A 15,170-nucleotide genomic window follows, 5' to 3' on the forward strand; every position below is an offset into this window, starting at 1 on the left:
AGAATTCCTTACGCGGCATCCTCGAACTGGGCATAGCCGGAGGCTTCCAGCTCCAGCGCCAGTTCCTTGCCGCCGCTCTTCACGACGCGGCCCCTGGACATCACGTGCACGAAATCGGGCACGATGTAGTTCAGCAGCCGCTGATAGTGGGTGATGACGACCATCGCGCGCCCCGGCGAGCGCAGTGCGTTGACGCCGTCGGCCGCGATGCGCAGCGCGTCGATGTCGAGGCCGGAATCCATCTCGTCGAGGATGCACAGGCTCGGCTCGAACAGCGCCATCTGCAGCACCTCGTTGCGCTTCTTCTCGCCGCCGGAGAAGCCGACATTGACGCCGCGCTTGAGCATGTCCTGCGGGATGTTCAGCGACTTCGAGACTTCGCGGACCTTCTTGAGGAAATCAGGCACCATCAGCTCGCTCTCGCCGCGCGCCTTGCGCTGCGCATTGAGAGCGGTGCGCAGGAAATTCATGGTGGTGACGCCGGGAATCTCGACCGGATACTGGAACGCCAGGAACACGCCCTTGGCGGCGCGCTCGTCGGGATCCATCTCCAGCAGGTCCTCGCCCCTGAACAGGATCTGGCCGTCGGTGACCTCGTAGCCGGGCTTGCCGGCGATGACATGCGAGAGCGTCGACTTGCCGGAGCCGTTCGGCCCCATGATCGCGTGCACCTCGCCCTCGTTCACGGTCAGCGTCAGCCCGTGGAGGATCTCACGCTCCTCGACACGAACCTTGAGGTCTTTCACTTCAAGCAAAGCCATAATGTTTTTCCATCTATCCCCTCATCCTGAGGAGCGCCGCAGGCGCTTCTCGAAGGATTGAGGCCACCAATCTTTCCGGTATCCATCCTTCGAGACGGCCGCGTGCGCGGCCTCCTCAGGATGAGGTCCGAGCTAGCCGACCGATCCTTCCAGCGAGATCGAGATCAGCTTCTGCGCTTCCACCGCGAATTCCATCGGCAGCTGCTGCAGCACGTCCTTGACGAAGCCGTTGACGACGAGGCCGACCGCTTCTTCCTGGCTGAGCCCGCGCTGGATGCAGTAGAACAGCACGTCCTCGGAGATCTTCGAGGTCGTCGCCTCGTGCTCGAACGTCGCGGACGAGTTCTTCGCCTCGATGTACGGCACGGTGTGCGCGCCGCATTTGTCGCCGATCAGCAGCGAGTCGCAGGCGGTAAAGTTGCGCGCGCCCGTCGCCTTGCGATGCGCGGTGACGAGACCGCGATAGGTGTTCTGCGACTTGCCGGCGGCGATGCCCTTGGAGATGATCCGGCTCGACGTGTTCTTGCCGAGATGGATCATCTTGGTGCCGCTATCAACCTGCTGGAAGCCGTTCGAGATCGCGATCGAATAGAACTCGCCGCGCGAATTGTCGCCGCGCAGAATGCAGCTCGGATACTTCCAGGTGATCGCAGATCCCGTCTCGACCTGGGTCCAGGAAATCTTCGAGTTGGCGCCCCGGCAGTCGCCACGCTTGGTGACGAAATTGTAGATGCCGCCCTTCCCTTCGGAATTGCCGGGATACCAGTTCTGCACCGTCGAATATTTGATCTCGGCGTCGTCGAGGGCGACGAGCTCGACCACGGCGGCATGCAGCTGGTTTTCGTCGCGCTGCGGCGCGGTGCAGCCTTCGAGATAGGAAACGTAGGAGCCCTTGTCGGCGATGATCAGCGTGCGCTCGAACTGGCCGGTGTTGCGCTCGTTGATGCGGAAATAGGTCGACAGCTCCATCGGGCAGCGCACGCCCGGCGGCACGTAGACGAACGAGCCGTCGGAGAACACCGCCGAGTTCAGCGTGGCATAGAAATTGTCCGAGGTCGGAACCACCGAGCCCAGATATTTCTGCACCAATTCAGGATGCTCGCGGATGGCTTCCGAGATCGGCATGAAGATCACGCCGGCCTTCTTCAGCTCGGCCTTGAACGTGGTCGCAACCGAGACCGAATCGAACACGGCATCGACCGCGATCTTGCGGCGGGCGGGATCCTCTTCGCCGGGCTTCGGCTCGACGCCTTCGAGCATCGCGACTTCCCGCAAGGGAATGCCGAGCTTCTCGTAGGTCTTCAGGATCTCCGGATCGATCTCATCCAGTGACGAGACCGTCTTCTTCGGCTTCGGCGCCGCATAATAATAGAGGTCCTGGAAGTCGATCTTGGGATAGTCGACGCGGGCCCAAGTCGGCTCCTGCATGGTCAGCCAGCGCCGATAGGCCTCCAGCCGCCACTGCAGCATCCAGGCGGGCTCGTTCTTCTTCTCGGAGATGAACTTGACGGTCTCTTCCGACAAACCCTTGGGGGCCTTGTCGGACTCGATCAGGGTCTCAAACCCATAACGATATTGGTCGACGTCGATGCGCTTCACGCGCTCGACCGTCTCTTGTACGGCTGGCATTCCATCCTCCGCTCGCGGTTTCAAGGACCGCGGTGGATCAAACTCGGACGAGTATTACGATATTTCTCTGCGGAAAGCACGGGCTTAGAACCGTTCAAGCCGTGTTTCATCGCTCAACCCTTAAGTAGGGTATTACCAAGCTTTCGCCAAGCCTCTAACGCCCTATTGATGTCATCCGGTTCCGTGGACCAGCCCAGACTGAGACGCACCGCTCCCTGGGCCACCGCGGGATCATAGCCCATCGCCGACAGGACGTGAGAAGGCTGGACCTTTCCCGAGGAACAGGCGGAGCCGGAAGAGACCGCGATGCCCTCCAGATCGAAGCCGATCACGGCGGTTTCGGCCTTCAAACCCGGCGCCGTGAAAAGCACGGTATTCGGCAACCGTGCCACGTCTTTCGCAAAGACAGTCGCCCTGGGAATATCACGAAGGCCATTTTCCATGCGATCTCTGAGACTTGCCATACGCTTCACATCCTCCGGCAGAGCCTGAAGCGCAGCCTTCACCGCCGCGCCAAAGGCGGCGATCCCGACAATGTTCTCGGTTCCAGCCCGGCGGCTCTGCTCTTGCCCCCCGCCCCGCAGCACCGGCTCCAGCCCGCCTATCCCCTCAGTCATCGCCAGGGCGCCGACCCCCTTGGGCCCGCCGATCTTGTGCGCAGAAAAGGTCGCAAGGTCTGCGCCTACCGAATTGATATCGAACGGGATTTTGCCCATCGCCTGGATCGCGTCGACATGCAGCAGGCCGCCGGCCTCGTGGACGATGGTTGCAGCCTCCGTGACGGGCTGAAGGGCGCCGGTCTCGTTGTTGGCGGCCATGATCGAGACCAAGGCCGGCGGGCCGCCCTTCAGCAGCGCCTTCAGATGATCGAGGTCGACCACGCCGGAGCGCGTGACCTGGATCAGGCCGATCTTGTCCGCCGGGAACCGGCCGCCTGATAGCACCGAGGCGTGCTCGACCGCCGAGACCAACAGCCGCTCGACAGGTCCTCCGGACGGGCCCCGCAAACCCGGCGAGAGCGCCAGCGCATTGGCCTCGGTTCCAGCGGAGGTGAAGACGACGTTGCGCGGCTGCGCCCCGACCGCGGCCGCAACCCTCGCGCGGGCTTCTTCGACCAAACGCCGCGCCTCCCGCCCCTCGGCATGGACCGAGGATGGATTGCCGACCAGGTCGAAGGCCGCGACCATCGCCGCCCGCGCCTCGGGGCGCAGCGGCGTGGTCGCATTCCAGTCGAGATAGACACGGTTCGGCATCTGGCCCTCTTAGCACCTTTTGTCGTCCGGCCAATCGGAGGGCGCGCGCTCGTCAGGCCGGTTGATGCTGCTCCATCCTTGCAACGCTTCGCGGCACCGCCCGCAATCCGAACAGCGGCCGCAGCCAGGCAACGCGCCGGACGATCTCATAGGTCGCCACACATGTGAGCGCGGTCCCGGCGATGACAATGGACGCTTCGATCCCAGCCGACAGACCGCTGTCATGCAATTGATGCGCGATCACGATGATCGCGGTCTGATGCACGATGTAGTACGGGAAGATCGCGTCGGTGAGATAGCGCCGCGCCGGGCTGTCGGCTGTGAAGGTGCGCCGCGCAAAGCCCAGCACGACGGCGATCGCGAGCCATTGATAACAGCCATAGGCCGAGGCGGCGAACCACTTCAGCATGGGCGACGGCGCAAACAGGCCGGCGCGTACCAGGATGAAGCCAGCGAAGCAGGCGGCGGCCGCCAGCAGGGCCGCCCAGCGCAGGCGCTCCAGTTCGCGCCAGATCCCCTCCTGCTTGGCCAGCAGGAAACCGATCAGGAAGGCCGTGGCGTGGTCCGCGTGGTTGTACCAGTCCCCGAACAGCGCGTGTGTCGACGGGAAAGCCGGGAACAGCACCAGGCGCCAGGCCGCATACAGCAGGCAGGGCGCGATCAGGAGCCATGGGCCGGTGAGCACCCGAGCCAGCTTTCGGCCAAGCCAGTCAGCTCCGGCCGGCCATAACGCGAGCACGCCGATCAACGCCATGGTGTAGACCCACAGATAGACCACGAACCAGAGATGGTTCCAGGTCGGCAACACCATGCACGGCTTCGGACAGAACTGCGCGCCGAAGGCAAAGTAGTGCCTGGCGTAGAAATCGAAGAAGCCCGCGGGGTAGCCGAGGCTTTCGACGATCTGGAGATAGGCCTGAGGCGGCACGATCACGAGCATGCCGAAGATCAGCGGGATCAGGAGCCGCGCCGATCGCGCGCCAGCAAGCGAGGCGAGGCTGGACTTGCCGAGCATGAAGCGGGTGGCAACCCCTGACACCAGGAACAGCAGCGACAGCCGCCATGGGTTGAGGAAGAGCATCACCGGTTCCAGCCACGTCAGCCGGTGCGCGCTCTTGATGTGAAATCCCCAGGACACGTAGAGCATGCCGACGTGGTAGAAGATGAGCAGCGCGAAGGCTAAAATCCGCACCCAATCCAGGTCGATACGCCTTTCAGAGCTTTGGGATTGCTGTGGTGTTGTCATGGTCTTCTGCTCCTTGACGGGACGACAAACGCGGTTTTGGGGCCAGGGCTGACATCGAAAATGGCTGACACCGAAAATGCTCCGCCTGCGGCGCGCGTCGAGCCGGTTTGGGATCAGAATCGGACACGAGGGGATGAGCCGCCGGCAGCTGGGACGAGTCGCGGGTCTTTCGGGATCAGCGGCGGCGACCGGATGATGTTCGCAGCGATCGCGGCCGTCGCGCTCGTGATCGGAGTAGTCAATGCGTTTTCGTTCGCCCAGGACGCGGCCTGGCGCGGCGACAGCTACGACATCGGCCGGCGGCTGTTCTGGGAGATGTCGAGCATCGCCGTCATCCTGCTGTTGCTGCCGATCCTGGTCTTGGCAGTCCGCCGCATGCGCCGGACAGCCGGCCTCGCCGCCCAGGCGGCCATCGGGGCGATCGCCCTGCTCGGCTTCTCCACCCTTCACATCACCGGCATGGTCTGGGTGCGGAAGCTCGCGCTCTGGCTCGCCGGCGGCGCCTACGATTTCCGTTTCTCCCTCGCGACGGTCCTGTACGAATTCCGCAAAGACGCCGTGGCCTTTGCCCTGATCGCCGCCACGATCTGGCTGCTCGAAAGCCGGCGTGAGCTGAAGAGCGCGGCAGTCGCATCGTCGGCGCCGCCCACCCCGCAGCAGCCATCGTCCCCCGATCTGATCTGGCTGCGCGACGGCACCAGCCGCATTCGCGTGGTGCCGCGCGATATCCTCTGGGTCGCGTCAGCCGGCAACTACATCGAATACAGCCTCGCCGACGGCACCCAGCACCTCATACGGGGCACACTGGCGGCGGCGGAAAGCGAGCTGGCGCGCTTTTCCATCGTTCGCGTCCACCGGACCAAGCTTGCCAACCTCGACCGGGTGCGCGGCGTGGACCTCAAGCCATCAGGGGATTTCGAGCTCGCCTTCGACAACGGCCAGACGCTCGGCGGCAGCCGGCGCTACCGGCCGGCGGTCGCCTCGCTCGGGAGCCGAACCGCGCCGGCGGGAATCGCCCCAGGCGCCCCCTAAACAATCGTGATTTCAATGAGTTGGATATCGCCCTTCGGCAGGACGGCCGGCTCTTGCCGTGCTTCGGTTGATTCAGGCAGGTCCAGGTCGCGCAGGCGAGCCAGAGATGACAATGCAATGACTGACTAAGCTGTTGAGCTGATTGAGAGATGTCGAAGAAGCTTGCTTTTTGACCCTGGCCTTGTGTTAGAAGCGCGCGTCAGTTCACCTGCGCGCCACTCGCGCATCATCCGAGGGCGCGCCTCTCCACCCTTCATCCGTGCTCTCGTCGGCTGCAACGCTACGAGAGCCACAATCGGACGATTGCGCAGGGATCACCTCCAAGGGACTTAAATCAGAGATCATCGATGCCTGAAGTCATTTTCACCGGCCCTGCCGGCCGCCTCGAAGGCCGCTATCACCCGGCCAAGCAGAAGAACGCCCCGATCGCGATGATCCTGCATCCGCATCCGCAGTTCCACGGCACGATGAACCATCAGATCGTGTACCAGTGCTACTACGCCTTCGCGCATCGCGGCTTCTCGGTGTTGCGCTTCAATTTCCGCGGCGTCGGCCGCAGCCAGGGCTCGTTCGACCACGGCACCGGCGAATTGTCGGATGCGGCCGCCGCGCTCGATTGGGCGCAGACCATCAATCCCGAGGCGCGCGCCTGCTGGGTTGCCGGCTTCTCCTTCGGCGCCTGGATCGGCATGCAGCTCTTGATGCGCCGCCCCGAGGTCGAGGGCTTCATCTCGATCGCGCCGCCGGCCAACCTCTACGACTTCTCGTTCCTCGCGCCCTGCCCGTCCTCAGGCCTGATCGTGCATGGCGAGAAGGATGCGGTGGTGCCGCCCAAGGACGTCAACACGCTGGTCGAGAAGCTGAAGACCCAGAAAGGCATCGTGATCGACCAGCAGATCATCCCCGGCGCCAACCACTTCTTCGACTCCAAGCTCGAGCCGCTGATGGAAACCATCACGGCTTATCTGGACATGCGCCTCGCCAACGTGCGGTAATATCTTCCGACGTGGATGGGTTCGCGGCATGGCTGCGGACCCATCACGCTGGAGATTGCGAGCGATGAAGGCGTATCTGGTTCTTGATCTCTCGGTGAACGACTACGCCGGATTCAAGACTTACATCGCTGAAGTTTCGGCGTTCATCGCCAAGCACGCAGGGCGATACCTCGTCCGCGGCGTCGAGCCGACAACGATTGAGGGCGACTGGGCGCCCGAACGTCTCGTCATCATCGAATTTGCGGACCGCGAGAAGGCTCAGGCCTTCTTGGATGATCCTGACATTCAACCCCTGTTCAAACTGCGTCAGGCGACGACGACCAGCAGGCTGCTGCTCGCGGATGGGTGCATCTGATCGCAGCAACTGACTACGCCAGCTTGAGCGCGACGATCCCCATCAAAACGAGCGCGATGCCGGCAAGCTTCATCGCGCTCAAGGTCTCACCGAACAGCACCACGCCCATCAGGAAGGTGCCGGCCGCGCCAATGCCGGTCCATACCGAATAGGCGACGCCGACCTCGAGCACCTTCAAGGCGCGCCCGAGCAGGAACACGAAGGCGGCGAGCAGCACGAGCGAAACGATGCTCCATCCTGCGCGCGTGTAGCCTTCCGCGTATTTCATCGAGATCGCCCAGCCGACATCGAGCGCGCCGGCGATCACCAGCATCAGCCAAGCCATCGACGGTGACATCGGCGTGGCCTCAGGCCGCCAGCTTCAACAGATGGGCGTCGTGCTGCACGAGGAAGGCCCGCAGCAATTGCGGATAGTCCGTGCCCACTGCCGTGCGCACGCTCTGCCGTTTGGCGAGTTCGGCGCGCCAGGCACGGACCTTCGGCACGTCACGGAAGATGCCGTGCTCGGTCAGCTCGTCGAACAGGTCGAAATAGCGGAAGATCGGCGCGAACACGGCGTCGACGAGACTAAAGGCCTCGCCGGCGAAGTACGGGCCCGCGCCGAGCGCGGCCTCGACCCGCGCGAATTTTGCCGCGAGTGCCTGGCGCTTGCTCTCGAAGATCGCCGGATCGGTCGTGGTTTCCAAGCCCCAGAGGTCGCCGAGGATCGCCGAGCCGAACTCCATCCAGGCGCGGTGCTCGGCCCGCTTCAGCGCGTCGACCGGATGCAGCTTCGCGCCGCCTTGGGTTTCCTCGATGTATTCGCAAATCACGTTGCTCTCGAACAGCGCAACCTCGCCCTGCTCCGTCGTCACCACCAGCACCGGCACCTTGCCGAGCGGCGAGAGCTTCAAGAACCAGTCGGGCTTGTTGCCGAGATCGATGTCGATCCGCTCGAACGGCACGCCCTTCTCCTTCAGCGCGGTCACCGCGCGCTGCACGTAGGGACAAAGCTTGTGGCTGATCAGTTTCAGTGAAGCGGGCGTATTAAGCGAAGATGTCATGGCAACGATCCCGGCTGTTAGATGCAATTGCATCCATATAGATGCATCTGCATTCACTCGTCAAGATCAATGCATTCGCATCAACCGAGCGTGATCCTCAGGCAGTCATCTTCAGGGCCTGGCGATCACCCCGCCGGTCATCGGCATCGGCACGCCGGTGGTCGCCGGATAGGACAGTGGCAGGCCTTTCATGCCGCGGACGGCGAGAAAGCCGAAGGCCTGCGCCTCGATCGCGTCCGAGGCCCAGCCGAGCGTTTCGGCCGCCTCGACACTGGCCGAGCCCACCCGCTCCCGCAGCATCCGCAGCATGGTGAGGTTGCGGGCACCGCCGCCGCAAACGATCCAGCTCCGCGGCCGCCGCGGCAGAAGAGGAATGATTCGGGCGATCGCGGCCGCGGTGAAGGCGGTCAGCGTCGCCGCGCCGTCGGCAGGCAGCACGTCGCCGAGCCTGAGGGCCGCAAAATCGTTGCGGTCGAGCGATTTCGGCGGCGGACTTGCGAAGAATGGCAGCTCCAGCGCCCGCGCGATCCAGGCCTCGTCCACCTTGCCGAGCGCAGCGAATTTGCCTTCGGCATCGAATGCCTGGTTCATGGTGCGGTACATGAAATCGTCCAGCAACGCGTTGCCGGGGCCGGTGTCGCAGGCGATCAGCGCATCGTTGCCGTCGATATAGGTGATGTTGGAGACGCCGCCGATATTGACCACGACGATCGGCCCTTCGCGCTCCAGCGAATGGGCGAGCGCGCGGTGGTAGACCGGCACGAGCGGCGCGCCCTGCCCGCCGGCCTCGACGTCGGCGGCGCGGAAGTCGTACATCACCGGAATATGGATGGTCCTTGCCAGCGCCGGCCCATCGCCGATCTGCACCGTCAGCCGTCTCTCGGGCCGGTGCAGCACGGTCTGGCCGTGGAAGCCGACAATGTCGACGTCCTCCGCCCTCATCCGGTTCTGGGCGAGGAAGGCGGCGACCGCCTCGGCATGGGCCTGCGTCACTGCGCGCTCGGCATCGCCCAGAATGCCCGGGCGGGCGTCGCGTTGCTGCAGATGCACGGCTTCGCTCAAGGCCTGGCGCAGCAGGTTGCGCTCGGCCGGGCTGTAGGGCCGGTAACCGGACGGCCCGAACGCCTTCACCTGCTTTCCGTCGGTCTCGATCAGCGCGACATCCACCCCGTCCAGCGAGGTGCCGCTCATCAAACCGAGTGCCGTCAACATCATGGACCAGCGTCCTCAAGAAATCCGCCCTGGCATGCCGATCTTGTGCCAGGGGGACACATCTTATAATGCCAACGCGCCAAGTGGCGGGCGGCCAACCGGGTTCCCGCGGAAGACCCTTAAATTGCCCTCAAAACGGTAAACCAAGAATTGTCAGGCACGCCGACAGATGACTGCATTTAAATCGGATTTCCTCAACACCCTGCAGGAACGTGGATTCATCCATCAGTGCTCCGATTTCAAGGGGTTGGACGCGCTCGCCGCCAAGGGCGAGGCCACCACCTATGTCGGCTACGATTGCACCGCCCGCTCGCTGCACATCGGCAATTACCTGACCATGATGATGCTGCACTGGCTGCAGCAGTCCGGCAACAAGCCGATCACGCTGATGGGCGGCGGCACCACCATGGTGGGCGATCCCTCCGGCAAGGACGAGACGCGCGCGATGCGCACCATCGCCGAGATCGAGGCCAACAAGGAATCGATCCGCGGCGTGTTCGCCAAGGTGCTCCGCTACGGCGAGGGCAAGAGCGACGCGGTCATGCTCGACAATGCGGAATGGCTGACCAAGCTGAACTGGATCGAGATGCTGCGCGACGTCGGCCGGCACTTTTCGGTCAACCGCATGCTGACCATGGATTCCGTGCGGCTGCGCCTCGAGCGCGAGCAGGAGATGAGCTTCATCGAGTTCAATTACATGGTCTGCCAGGCCTACGACTTCGTCGAGCTGGCCAAGCGCACCGGCTGCCGCCTCCAGATGGGCGGCTCGGACCAGTGGGGCAACATCATCATGGGCGTCGATCTCGGCCGCCGCATGGGCACCCACCAGCTGTTCGCGCTGACGACGCCGCTGCTGACGACCGCCTCGGGCGCCAAGATGGGCAAGACCGCGCAAGGCGCGGTGTGGCTCAACGCCGACCAGTTCAGCCCTTACGACTTCTGGCAATACTGGCGCAACACCGAGGACGCCGACGTCGGCAAGTTCCTGAAACTGTTCACGACGCTGCCGGTGGCCGAGATCAGGAAGCTCGAGGCGCTCGGCGGCTCGGAGATCAACGAGGCCAAGAAGGTGCTCGCAACCGAAGCGACCGCGCTGCTGCACGGCCGCGACGCCGCGAACGAAGCCGCGGAGACCGCGCGACGCACCTTCGAGGAAGGCGCGCTCGCCGAAAGCCTGCCGACCGTAGAAATTCCGCGCGGCGAGCTCGATGCCGGCCTCGGCGTGCTCAACGCCTTCGTCAAGGCCGGCCTCGTCGGATCCAACGGCGAAGCCAGGCGCCAGATCAAAGGCGGCGGCCTGCGCGTCAACGACGTATCAGTCACCGACGAGAAGATGGCGCTGTCGGCCGGCCACCTGACGCCGGAAGGCGTGATCAAGCTGTCCTTCGGCAAGAAGAAGCACGTGCTCATCAGGCCTGCATAGGCGTATGAGCTTTTCACTGCTTGTCAGGGCGCACGGATGCGCGCTCCCTGACGGCAATGAAACAGGACAGGCCCAGGGAAACCACAGCCGAAACGACAGCGGAAACGGGCAAGGAACGGATCGGTAGCGCCCGGCCGGACGCGGTGCGCACCGCACTCGTCGTGCTCGGCCTCTGCTTCACGCTGGCTGTTCTTGGCCGGGGCTTGAGCGAGAGCTTCACGGTCTTCCTCAAGCCGATCTCGGAAAGCCTGGGCTGGGACCGCGCCCAGGCCGTCTCGATCTACTCCCTCACCTGGCTCGTCAGCGGGCTGACCGCACCCTTGGTCGGGCGCCTGTTCGATCATTCCGGGCCACGGCTCGTTTATGCGCTCGGCTTGCTCCTGCTCGGTTCGGCGTTTCTGATCGCGAGCCATGCGCACGCGCTCTGGCAATTCCAGCTCTCGATCGGAATCTGCGTCGGCATCGGCGTTGGCTTCATCGGCAATGTGCCCAATTCGATCCTGCTCGGCCGCTGGTTCGGACCAAAGCTGCCGACCGCCATGGCGGTGGTCTATTCGGCAATGGGCGGCGGCGTGCTGGCTTTGCTGCCTGCCTCGCAGCTTCTGATCGATCATCTCGGCTGGCGCGAGACCTACCAGCTGTTCGGCTTTGCAGCGCTCGGGCTGCTGGCGCCGCTGCTGCTGCTGCCCTGGCGCATGTTCGCGGCCGGCTCGCCGCACGTCGCCAAGAAGAGCGATCCTGACTTCGTCGACAGCGGCTGGACGCTTGCGAGCGCGATGCGCCACCACGCATTCTGGGCGCTGTTCTCGACCTTCTTCTTCACCGCGGTCGGCATGTATGCGATCGCGGCGCAGATCGTGGCCTATCTGATCGACGCCGGCTTTCCGCCGCTGCAGGCTGCGACCGCCTGGGGCTTCTCCGGAATTGTGCTGGTGTTCGGCATGCTCGGCGTCTCCGCGCTCGACGGCCTGATCGGACGGCGGCCGTCGGTGCTGCTCAGCTACGCGATCTCGATTCTCGGCATCGTTCTACTCTGGCTGCTGCAGTACTATCCGAACGTCATTCTGCTCACCGGTTTCGTCGTCTGCTTCGGCAGCATGATGGGCTCGCGCGGGCCGCTGATCAGCGCCACCGCGATGAAGATCTTTCGCGGCAAACGCGTCGGCACCATCTTCGGCACGATCTCGATCGGCAGCGGCCTCGGCTCGGCCTTCGGCTCATGGAGCGGCGGCTTGATCCACGATGTCACACACGGCTACGATCTCCTGCTCGCCTTCGCACTTGGGAGCGTGATCCTCGGAATGATTCCGTTCCTGGTCGTCCCTGCTTTGCGGGAGTAGGTCTCCCCGACGTAACCTGCACACCCTGGTTTCACCGGAATCCTACGGACGAGCGCGAGGCGAACATGCGCCAAAAGGAGGGTCGCGTGCCGCTGGCGGCGGGCCTTGCGGTGTTTTGTCCGACATGACGAAAATGTCAGTGCTGAATTGATCCGGGGTGGCTTGCGAGGCGGAAGCGAATGCGGTCCAAGTCGCAGCATTGGGTCCAGCATTGGATGGAGGGCAAACCAATGGACTTTCCTTATCTCACTCGCTTTCAACCGGTTCTCCTGAGCCTGTTTCGCTTCATCACCGGCCTGTTGCTGTTCCAGTACGGCGTCGCCAAGCTGTTCAAGTTTCCGGCTGTTCCGATGTTCGCCAAGGTCGAGCTGATGTCGCTTTACGGCGCGGCCGGCGCGCTCGAACTGGTGCTCGGCGGGCTGCTCATGATCGGCCTGTTCTCGCGACTGTCGGCCTTCATCCTGTCCGGTGAAATGGCGTTCGCCTATTTCATGGGCCACATGTTCAGGGGCGAGACGCCGGTGTTCCTGCCGCTGCTGAACAACGGCACCCTGGCGATCCTGTTTTGCTTCGCCTGCCTGTATCTCTCGGCGGCGGGCGGAGGCCCGGTCAGCGTCGACGCAGCGATGGGCAAGAAATAGCCGCGGGACCGGCCGCGCATCCGCGCCCGCTGAAGCACATCTCATCCGCTAAGCACGACGACGGCACCGGCAGATCTCCGGTGCCGTCTCAGCGCGTCCCCAGCACGTTCCAGATCAGAACGAGGGCGGCGACGAGCAGCAGAGACATGATGATGCGATGAACGAATCGATTCATTGCAGGTCCGTCCAGACGGTCTAGCTGCCAAAACCCAAGACCGATTCCCTTCTCCCGGAAGGACTGGAGCCCATCGGCAAGGCGATTGGCCTGCACGATTGCGCACGCGCCTGCGCCGTCCTCGCAGCAGGCCGCCGCATGCCTCCATTCATGATTGGTAAGAACTTCATGCTACCGGTGCGAGCAATAACAACCATTCCGTAGGGGCTGTGATGAAACTGCTGAGTCATCTGAAGATCCGTACCAAGCTTGCCAGCATGGTCTGCCTTGCGGCTCTCACGGTCACAGCCATCATCGGCGTATCGGCCGTGCTCAGCAAGAGCCGGATGATGGAGGACCGCGTCCAGCAGATGCGGACCGCCGTCGAGCTCCTCTACAACTACGCCCAAGCGCTCCAAGACGAAGTGACTGCCGGCAAGCTGACGGTGGCCGAGGCCAAGAGCCTGTTCCACCAGCGCGGCCGCCGCATGAACTTCAACGGCAACCAGGGCTATCCGGTGGTTTACAATCCGGACGGCTCCCTGGTCGTGAACGGCGCCAATCAGCAGCTCGAAGGCAAGATCACCGGCACCAAGGATTCCAACGGCGTGCTGATCGCCGACGCCATCATCAAGGCCGGCAGCGAGACTGCGCAGGGCGGCGTCACCTCCTATCTCTATCCCCGTCCCGGCCAGACCGAACCGGTCCGCAAGACCGTGTTCGCGCGCAAGTTCGCGCCCTGGAACGTGATCATCAGCTACGGCCTATATGTCGACGACATCGACGCCGACGTGCGCGCCCTGACGCTGGAGCTTGGCGCCATCGGCATCGGCCTGATGCTGCTGATGGCGGCGCTGTCCTGGCTGATCGCGCGCGACGTGCTCGGCGCGCTCGACCGTCAGAAGAGCCGCATGCAGGCGATTTCCGAAGGCGCCATCGACAAGCCGGTCGAGGAGACCGACCGCGGCGATGAGATCGGCCGCATGGCCGAGACGCTCGAAATCCTCAGGCAGACCGCGCTCACGGCCCGCACGCTGGAGGCCGAGCAGGTCGCGGCCAAGGCCCGCAGCGAGCAGGAGAAGCGCGAGGCCCTGATCGCCCTTGCCGACCGCTTCGATGCCTCCGTCGGCCAGCTCGTCGGCCTGATGGCTTCCGGCTCCGGTGAATTGGAGACCACGGCCAAGTCGATGTCGTCGACCGCCGAAGGCACCAATCGCCGCGCCGCATTGGTCGGCTCGGCCGCCAATGAGGCCAGCCAGCGTGTCCAGACCGTCGCCTCCGCCGCCGAGGAGCTCTCCTCCTCCATCACCGAGATCAGCCGCCAGGTCGCCCAATCCGCCGAGGTCACGGGACGTGCGGTGGACAGCGCCCGCCGCACCGACACCATCGTCCGCGCACTCTCGGACGGCGCCCAGCAGATCGAGCATGTCGCCGAGCTGATCTCCAACATCGCGGCGCAGACCAACCTGCTCGCGCTCAACGCCACCATCGAGGCTGCGCGCGCCGGCGAAGCCGGCCGCGGCTTTGCCGTGGTCGCCTCCGAGGTGAAGTCGCTGGCGAGCCAGACCGCGGAAGCCACCCGCGAGATCGGCGACAAGATCGCCCAGATTCAGGGCGCCACCAAGGAAGCTGTCGATGCGATCGGCGGCATCACCGCCACCATCGAGGAGGTCAGCCGCATCGCCACCTCGATCGGCGCGGCCATCGAGGAGCAAGGCGCCGCCACCGCCGAGATCGCCCGCAGCGTCTCGCAGACCGCGGAGGCGACCAAGGAGGTCACCACCAATATCGGCGGCGTCTCCACCGCAGCCAACGAGACCGGCAACGCTGCCGGCATGGTGCTCGCGGCAGCCAGCAACCTCTCCAAGCAGGCCGAGCAGCTCTCCGGCGAAGTCGGAACGTTCCTGAAGGGCGTGCGCGCGGCGTAAGCGGCACATAACACTCCCACGTGATCACCGTCATGCCCGGGCTTGTCCTGGGCATCCACGTTTTTGGTGCCGTGTGGTGAGGCGTGGATGGCCGGGCCTTAGCCGCGCCGAAGCGGCTTCGGCCGCGCAGGCGGGACAAGCCCGGCCATGACGTCGGA

General features: G+C 64.2%; 14 protein-coding genes. 7 read left to right on the forward strand and 7 right to left on the reverse strand.

Annotated features, from left to right (window positions below; all coding sequences use genetic code 11):
- Positions 1-8 precede the first annotated feature (8 nt).
- From sufC to ABIA45_RS10070, 4 genes are all read right to left on the reverse strand, one after another.
- On the reverse strand, positions 9-761 hold the full coding sequence (gene sufC / locus ABIA45_RS10055) for a Fe-S cluster assembly ATPase SufC (RefSeq protein WP_157285890.1): 753 nt from the start codon (positions 759-761) through the stop codon (positions 9-11).
- Between the two features lie 132 nt (positions 762-893).
- Positions 894-2,390 (reverse strand): Fe-S cluster assembly protein SufB, encoded by a 1,497-nt coding sequence (sufB, locus tag ABIA45_RS10060; protein WP_275499138.1) that lies wholly within the window; start codon positions 2,388-2,390, stop codon positions 894-896.
- A gap of 113 nt (positions 2,391-2,503) precedes the next feature.
- On the reverse strand, positions 2,504-3,643 hold the full coding sequence (locus ABIA45_RS10065; protein ID WP_404651894.1) for a cysteine desulfurase family protein: 1,140 nt from the start codon (positions 3,641-3,643) through the stop codon (positions 2,504-2,506).
- Between the two features lie 52 nt (positions 3,644-3,695).
- Positions 3,696-4,889 (reverse strand): acyltransferase family protein, encoded by a 1,194-nt coding sequence (locus ABIA45_RS10070; protein ID WP_404651896.1) that lies wholly within the window; start codon positions 4,887-4,889, stop codon positions 3,696-3,698.
- Positions 4,890-5,081: 192 nt separating this feature from the next.
- Between ABIA45_RS10070 and ABIA45_RS10075 the strand changes: the two genes are divergently transcribed.
- The 3 genes from ABIA45_RS10075 to ABIA45_RS10085 all read left to right on the forward strand — a co-directional run bounded on the left by ABIA45_RS10075 (position 5,082) and on the right by ABIA45_RS10085 (position 7,271).
- Positions 5,082-5,921, forward strand: coding sequence for a LytTR family DNA-binding domain-containing protein (locus tag ABIA45_RS10075; RefSeq protein ID WP_404651897.1), 840 nt, complete (start codon positions 5,082-5,084; stop codon positions 5,919-5,921).
- A 347-nt stretch (positions 5,922-6,268) separates the two neighbouring features.
- Complete coding sequence (locus ABIA45_RS10080; RefSeq protein WP_025036034.1) at positions 6,269-6,916, forward strand: alpha/beta hydrolase; 648 nt, start codon at positions 6,269-6,271, stop codon at positions 6,914-6,916.
- Positions 6,917-6,980: 64 nt separating this feature from the next.
- The gene (locus tag ABIA45_RS10085; protein WP_404541325.1) at positions 6,981-7,271 is read left to right on the forward strand and encodes a DUF1330 domain-containing protein; all 291 of its coding nucleotides are present in this window, start codon (positions 6,981-6,983) and stop codon (positions 7,269-7,271) included.
- A gap of 13 nt (positions 7,272-7,284) precedes the next feature.
- Here the strand turns inward: ABIA45_RS10085 and ABIA45_RS10090 are convergent, their stop codons facing one another.
- From ABIA45_RS10090 to ABIA45_RS10100, 3 genes are all read right to left on the reverse strand, one after another.
- Entirely contained in the window at positions 7,285-7,608 is a 324-nt protein-coding gene (locus ABIA45_RS10090) for a multidrug efflux SMR transporter (RefSeq protein ID WP_275499148.1), read from the reverse strand.
- A gap of 10 nt (positions 7,609-7,618) precedes the next feature.
- Entirely contained in the window at positions 7,619-8,314 is a 696-nt protein-coding gene (locus ABIA45_RS10095) for a glutathione S-transferase family protein (protein WP_404651899.1), read from the reverse strand.
- 111 nt (positions 8,315-8,425) lie between these two features.
- The gene (locus tag ABIA45_RS10100; RefSeq protein ID WP_404651900.1) at positions 8,426-9,529 is read right to left on the reverse strand and encodes an anhydro-N-acetylmuramic acid kinase; all 1,104 of its coding nucleotides are present in this window, start codon (positions 9,527-9,529) and stop codon (positions 8,426-8,428) included.
- 166 nt (positions 9,530-9,695) lie between these two features.
- Here ABIA45_RS10100 and tyrS point away from each other — a divergent pair, with 166 nt between their 5' ends.
- The 4 genes from tyrS (at position 9,696) to ABIA45_RS10120 (ending at position 15,012) form a co-directional block, all read left to right on the forward strand.
- Positions 9,696-10,949, forward strand: a complete 1,254-nt coding sequence (tyrS, locus tag ABIA45_RS10105; RefSeq protein WP_404651901.1) for a tyrosine--tRNA ligase — start codon at positions 9,696-9,698, stop codon at positions 10,947-10,949.
- Positions 10,950-11,005: 56 nt separating this feature from the next.
- Positions 11,006-12,289, forward strand: a complete 1,284-nt coding sequence (locus ABIA45_RS10110) for an MFS transporter (RefSeq protein WP_404651902.1) — start codon at positions 11,006-11,008, stop codon at positions 12,287-12,289.
- Positions 12,290-12,519: 230 nt separating this feature from the next.
- On the forward strand, positions 12,520-12,930 hold the full coding sequence (locus tag ABIA45_RS10115; RefSeq protein WP_271546697.1) for a DoxX family protein: 411 nt from the start codon (positions 12,520-12,522) through the stop codon (positions 12,928-12,930).
- 387 nt (positions 12,931-13,317) lie between these two features.
- The gene (locus tag ABIA45_RS10120; protein WP_404541333.1) at positions 13,318-15,012 is read left to right on the forward strand and encodes a methyl-accepting chemotaxis protein; all 1,695 of its coding nucleotides are present in this window, start codon (positions 13,318-13,320) and stop codon (positions 15,010-15,012) included.
- Positions 15,013-15,170: the final 158 nt, after the last annotated feature.

It is taken from the genome of Bradyrhizobium sp. USDA 336, assembly GCF_044908355.1.
GTDB lineage: Bacteria > Pseudomonadota > Alphaproteobacteria > Rhizobiales > Xanthobacteraceae > Bradyrhizobium > Bradyrhizobium yuanmingense.

What these genes read in the sequence shown, in the direction of transcription:
- sufC (WP_157285890.1), bottom strand. Translation starts at nt 761, where the DNA reads ATGGCTTTGCTTGAAGTGAAAGACCTCAAGGTTCGTGTCGAGGAGCGT.
- sufB (WP_275499138.1), bottom strand. Translation starts at nt 2,390, where the DNA reads ATGCCAGCCGTACAAGAGACGGTCGAGCGCGTGAAGCGCATCGACGTC.
- ABIA45_RS10065 (WP_404651894.1), bottom strand. Translation starts at nt 3,643, where the DNA reads ATGCCGAACCGTGTCTATCTCGACTGGAATGCGACCACGCCGCTGCGC.
- ABIA45_RS10070 (WP_404651896.1), bottom strand. Translation starts at nt 4,889, where the DNA reads ATGACAACACCACAGCAATCCCAAAGCTCTGAAAGGCGTATCGACCTG.
- ABIA45_RS10075 (WP_404651897.1), top strand. Translation starts at nt 5,082, where the DNA reads ATGATGTTCGCAGCGATCGCGGCCGTCGCGCTCGTGATCGGAGTAGTC.
- ABIA45_RS10080 (WP_025036034.1), top strand. Translation starts at nt 6,269, where the DNA reads ATGCCTGAAGTCATTTTCACCGGCCCTGCCGGCCGCCTCGAAGGCCGC.
- ABIA45_RS10085 (WP_404541325.1), top strand. Translation starts at nt 6,981, where the DNA reads ATGAAGGCGTATCTGGTTCTTGATCTCTCGGTGAACGACTACGCCGGA.
- ABIA45_RS10090 (WP_275499148.1), bottom strand. Translation starts at nt 7,608, where the DNA reads ATGTCACCGTCGATGGCTTGGCTGATGCTGGTGATCGCCGGCGCGCTC.
- ABIA45_RS10095 (WP_404651899.1), bottom strand. Translation starts at nt 8,314, where the DNA reads ATGACATCTTCGCTTAATACGCCCGCTTCACTGAAACTGATCAGCCAC.
- ABIA45_RS10100 (WP_404651900.1), bottom strand. Translation starts at nt 9,529, where the DNA reads ATGATGTTGACGGCACTCGGTTTGATGAGCGGCACCTCGCTGGACGGG.
- tyrS (WP_404651901.1), top strand. Translation starts at nt 9,696, where the DNA reads ATGACTGCATTTAAATCGGATTTCCTCAACACCCTGCAGGAACGTGGA.
- ABIA45_RS10110 (WP_404651902.1), top strand. Translation starts at nt 11,006, where the DNA reads ATGAAACAGGACAGGCCCAGGGAAACCACAGCCGAAACGACAGCGGAA.
- ABIA45_RS10115 (WP_271546697.1), top strand. Translation starts at nt 12,520, where the DNA reads ATGGACTTTCCTTATCTCACTCGCTTTCAACCGGTTCTCCTGAGCCTG.
- ABIA45_RS10120 (WP_404541333.1), top strand. Translation starts at nt 13,318, where the DNA reads ATGAAACTGCTGAGTCATCTGAAGATCCGTACCAAGCTTGCCAGCATG.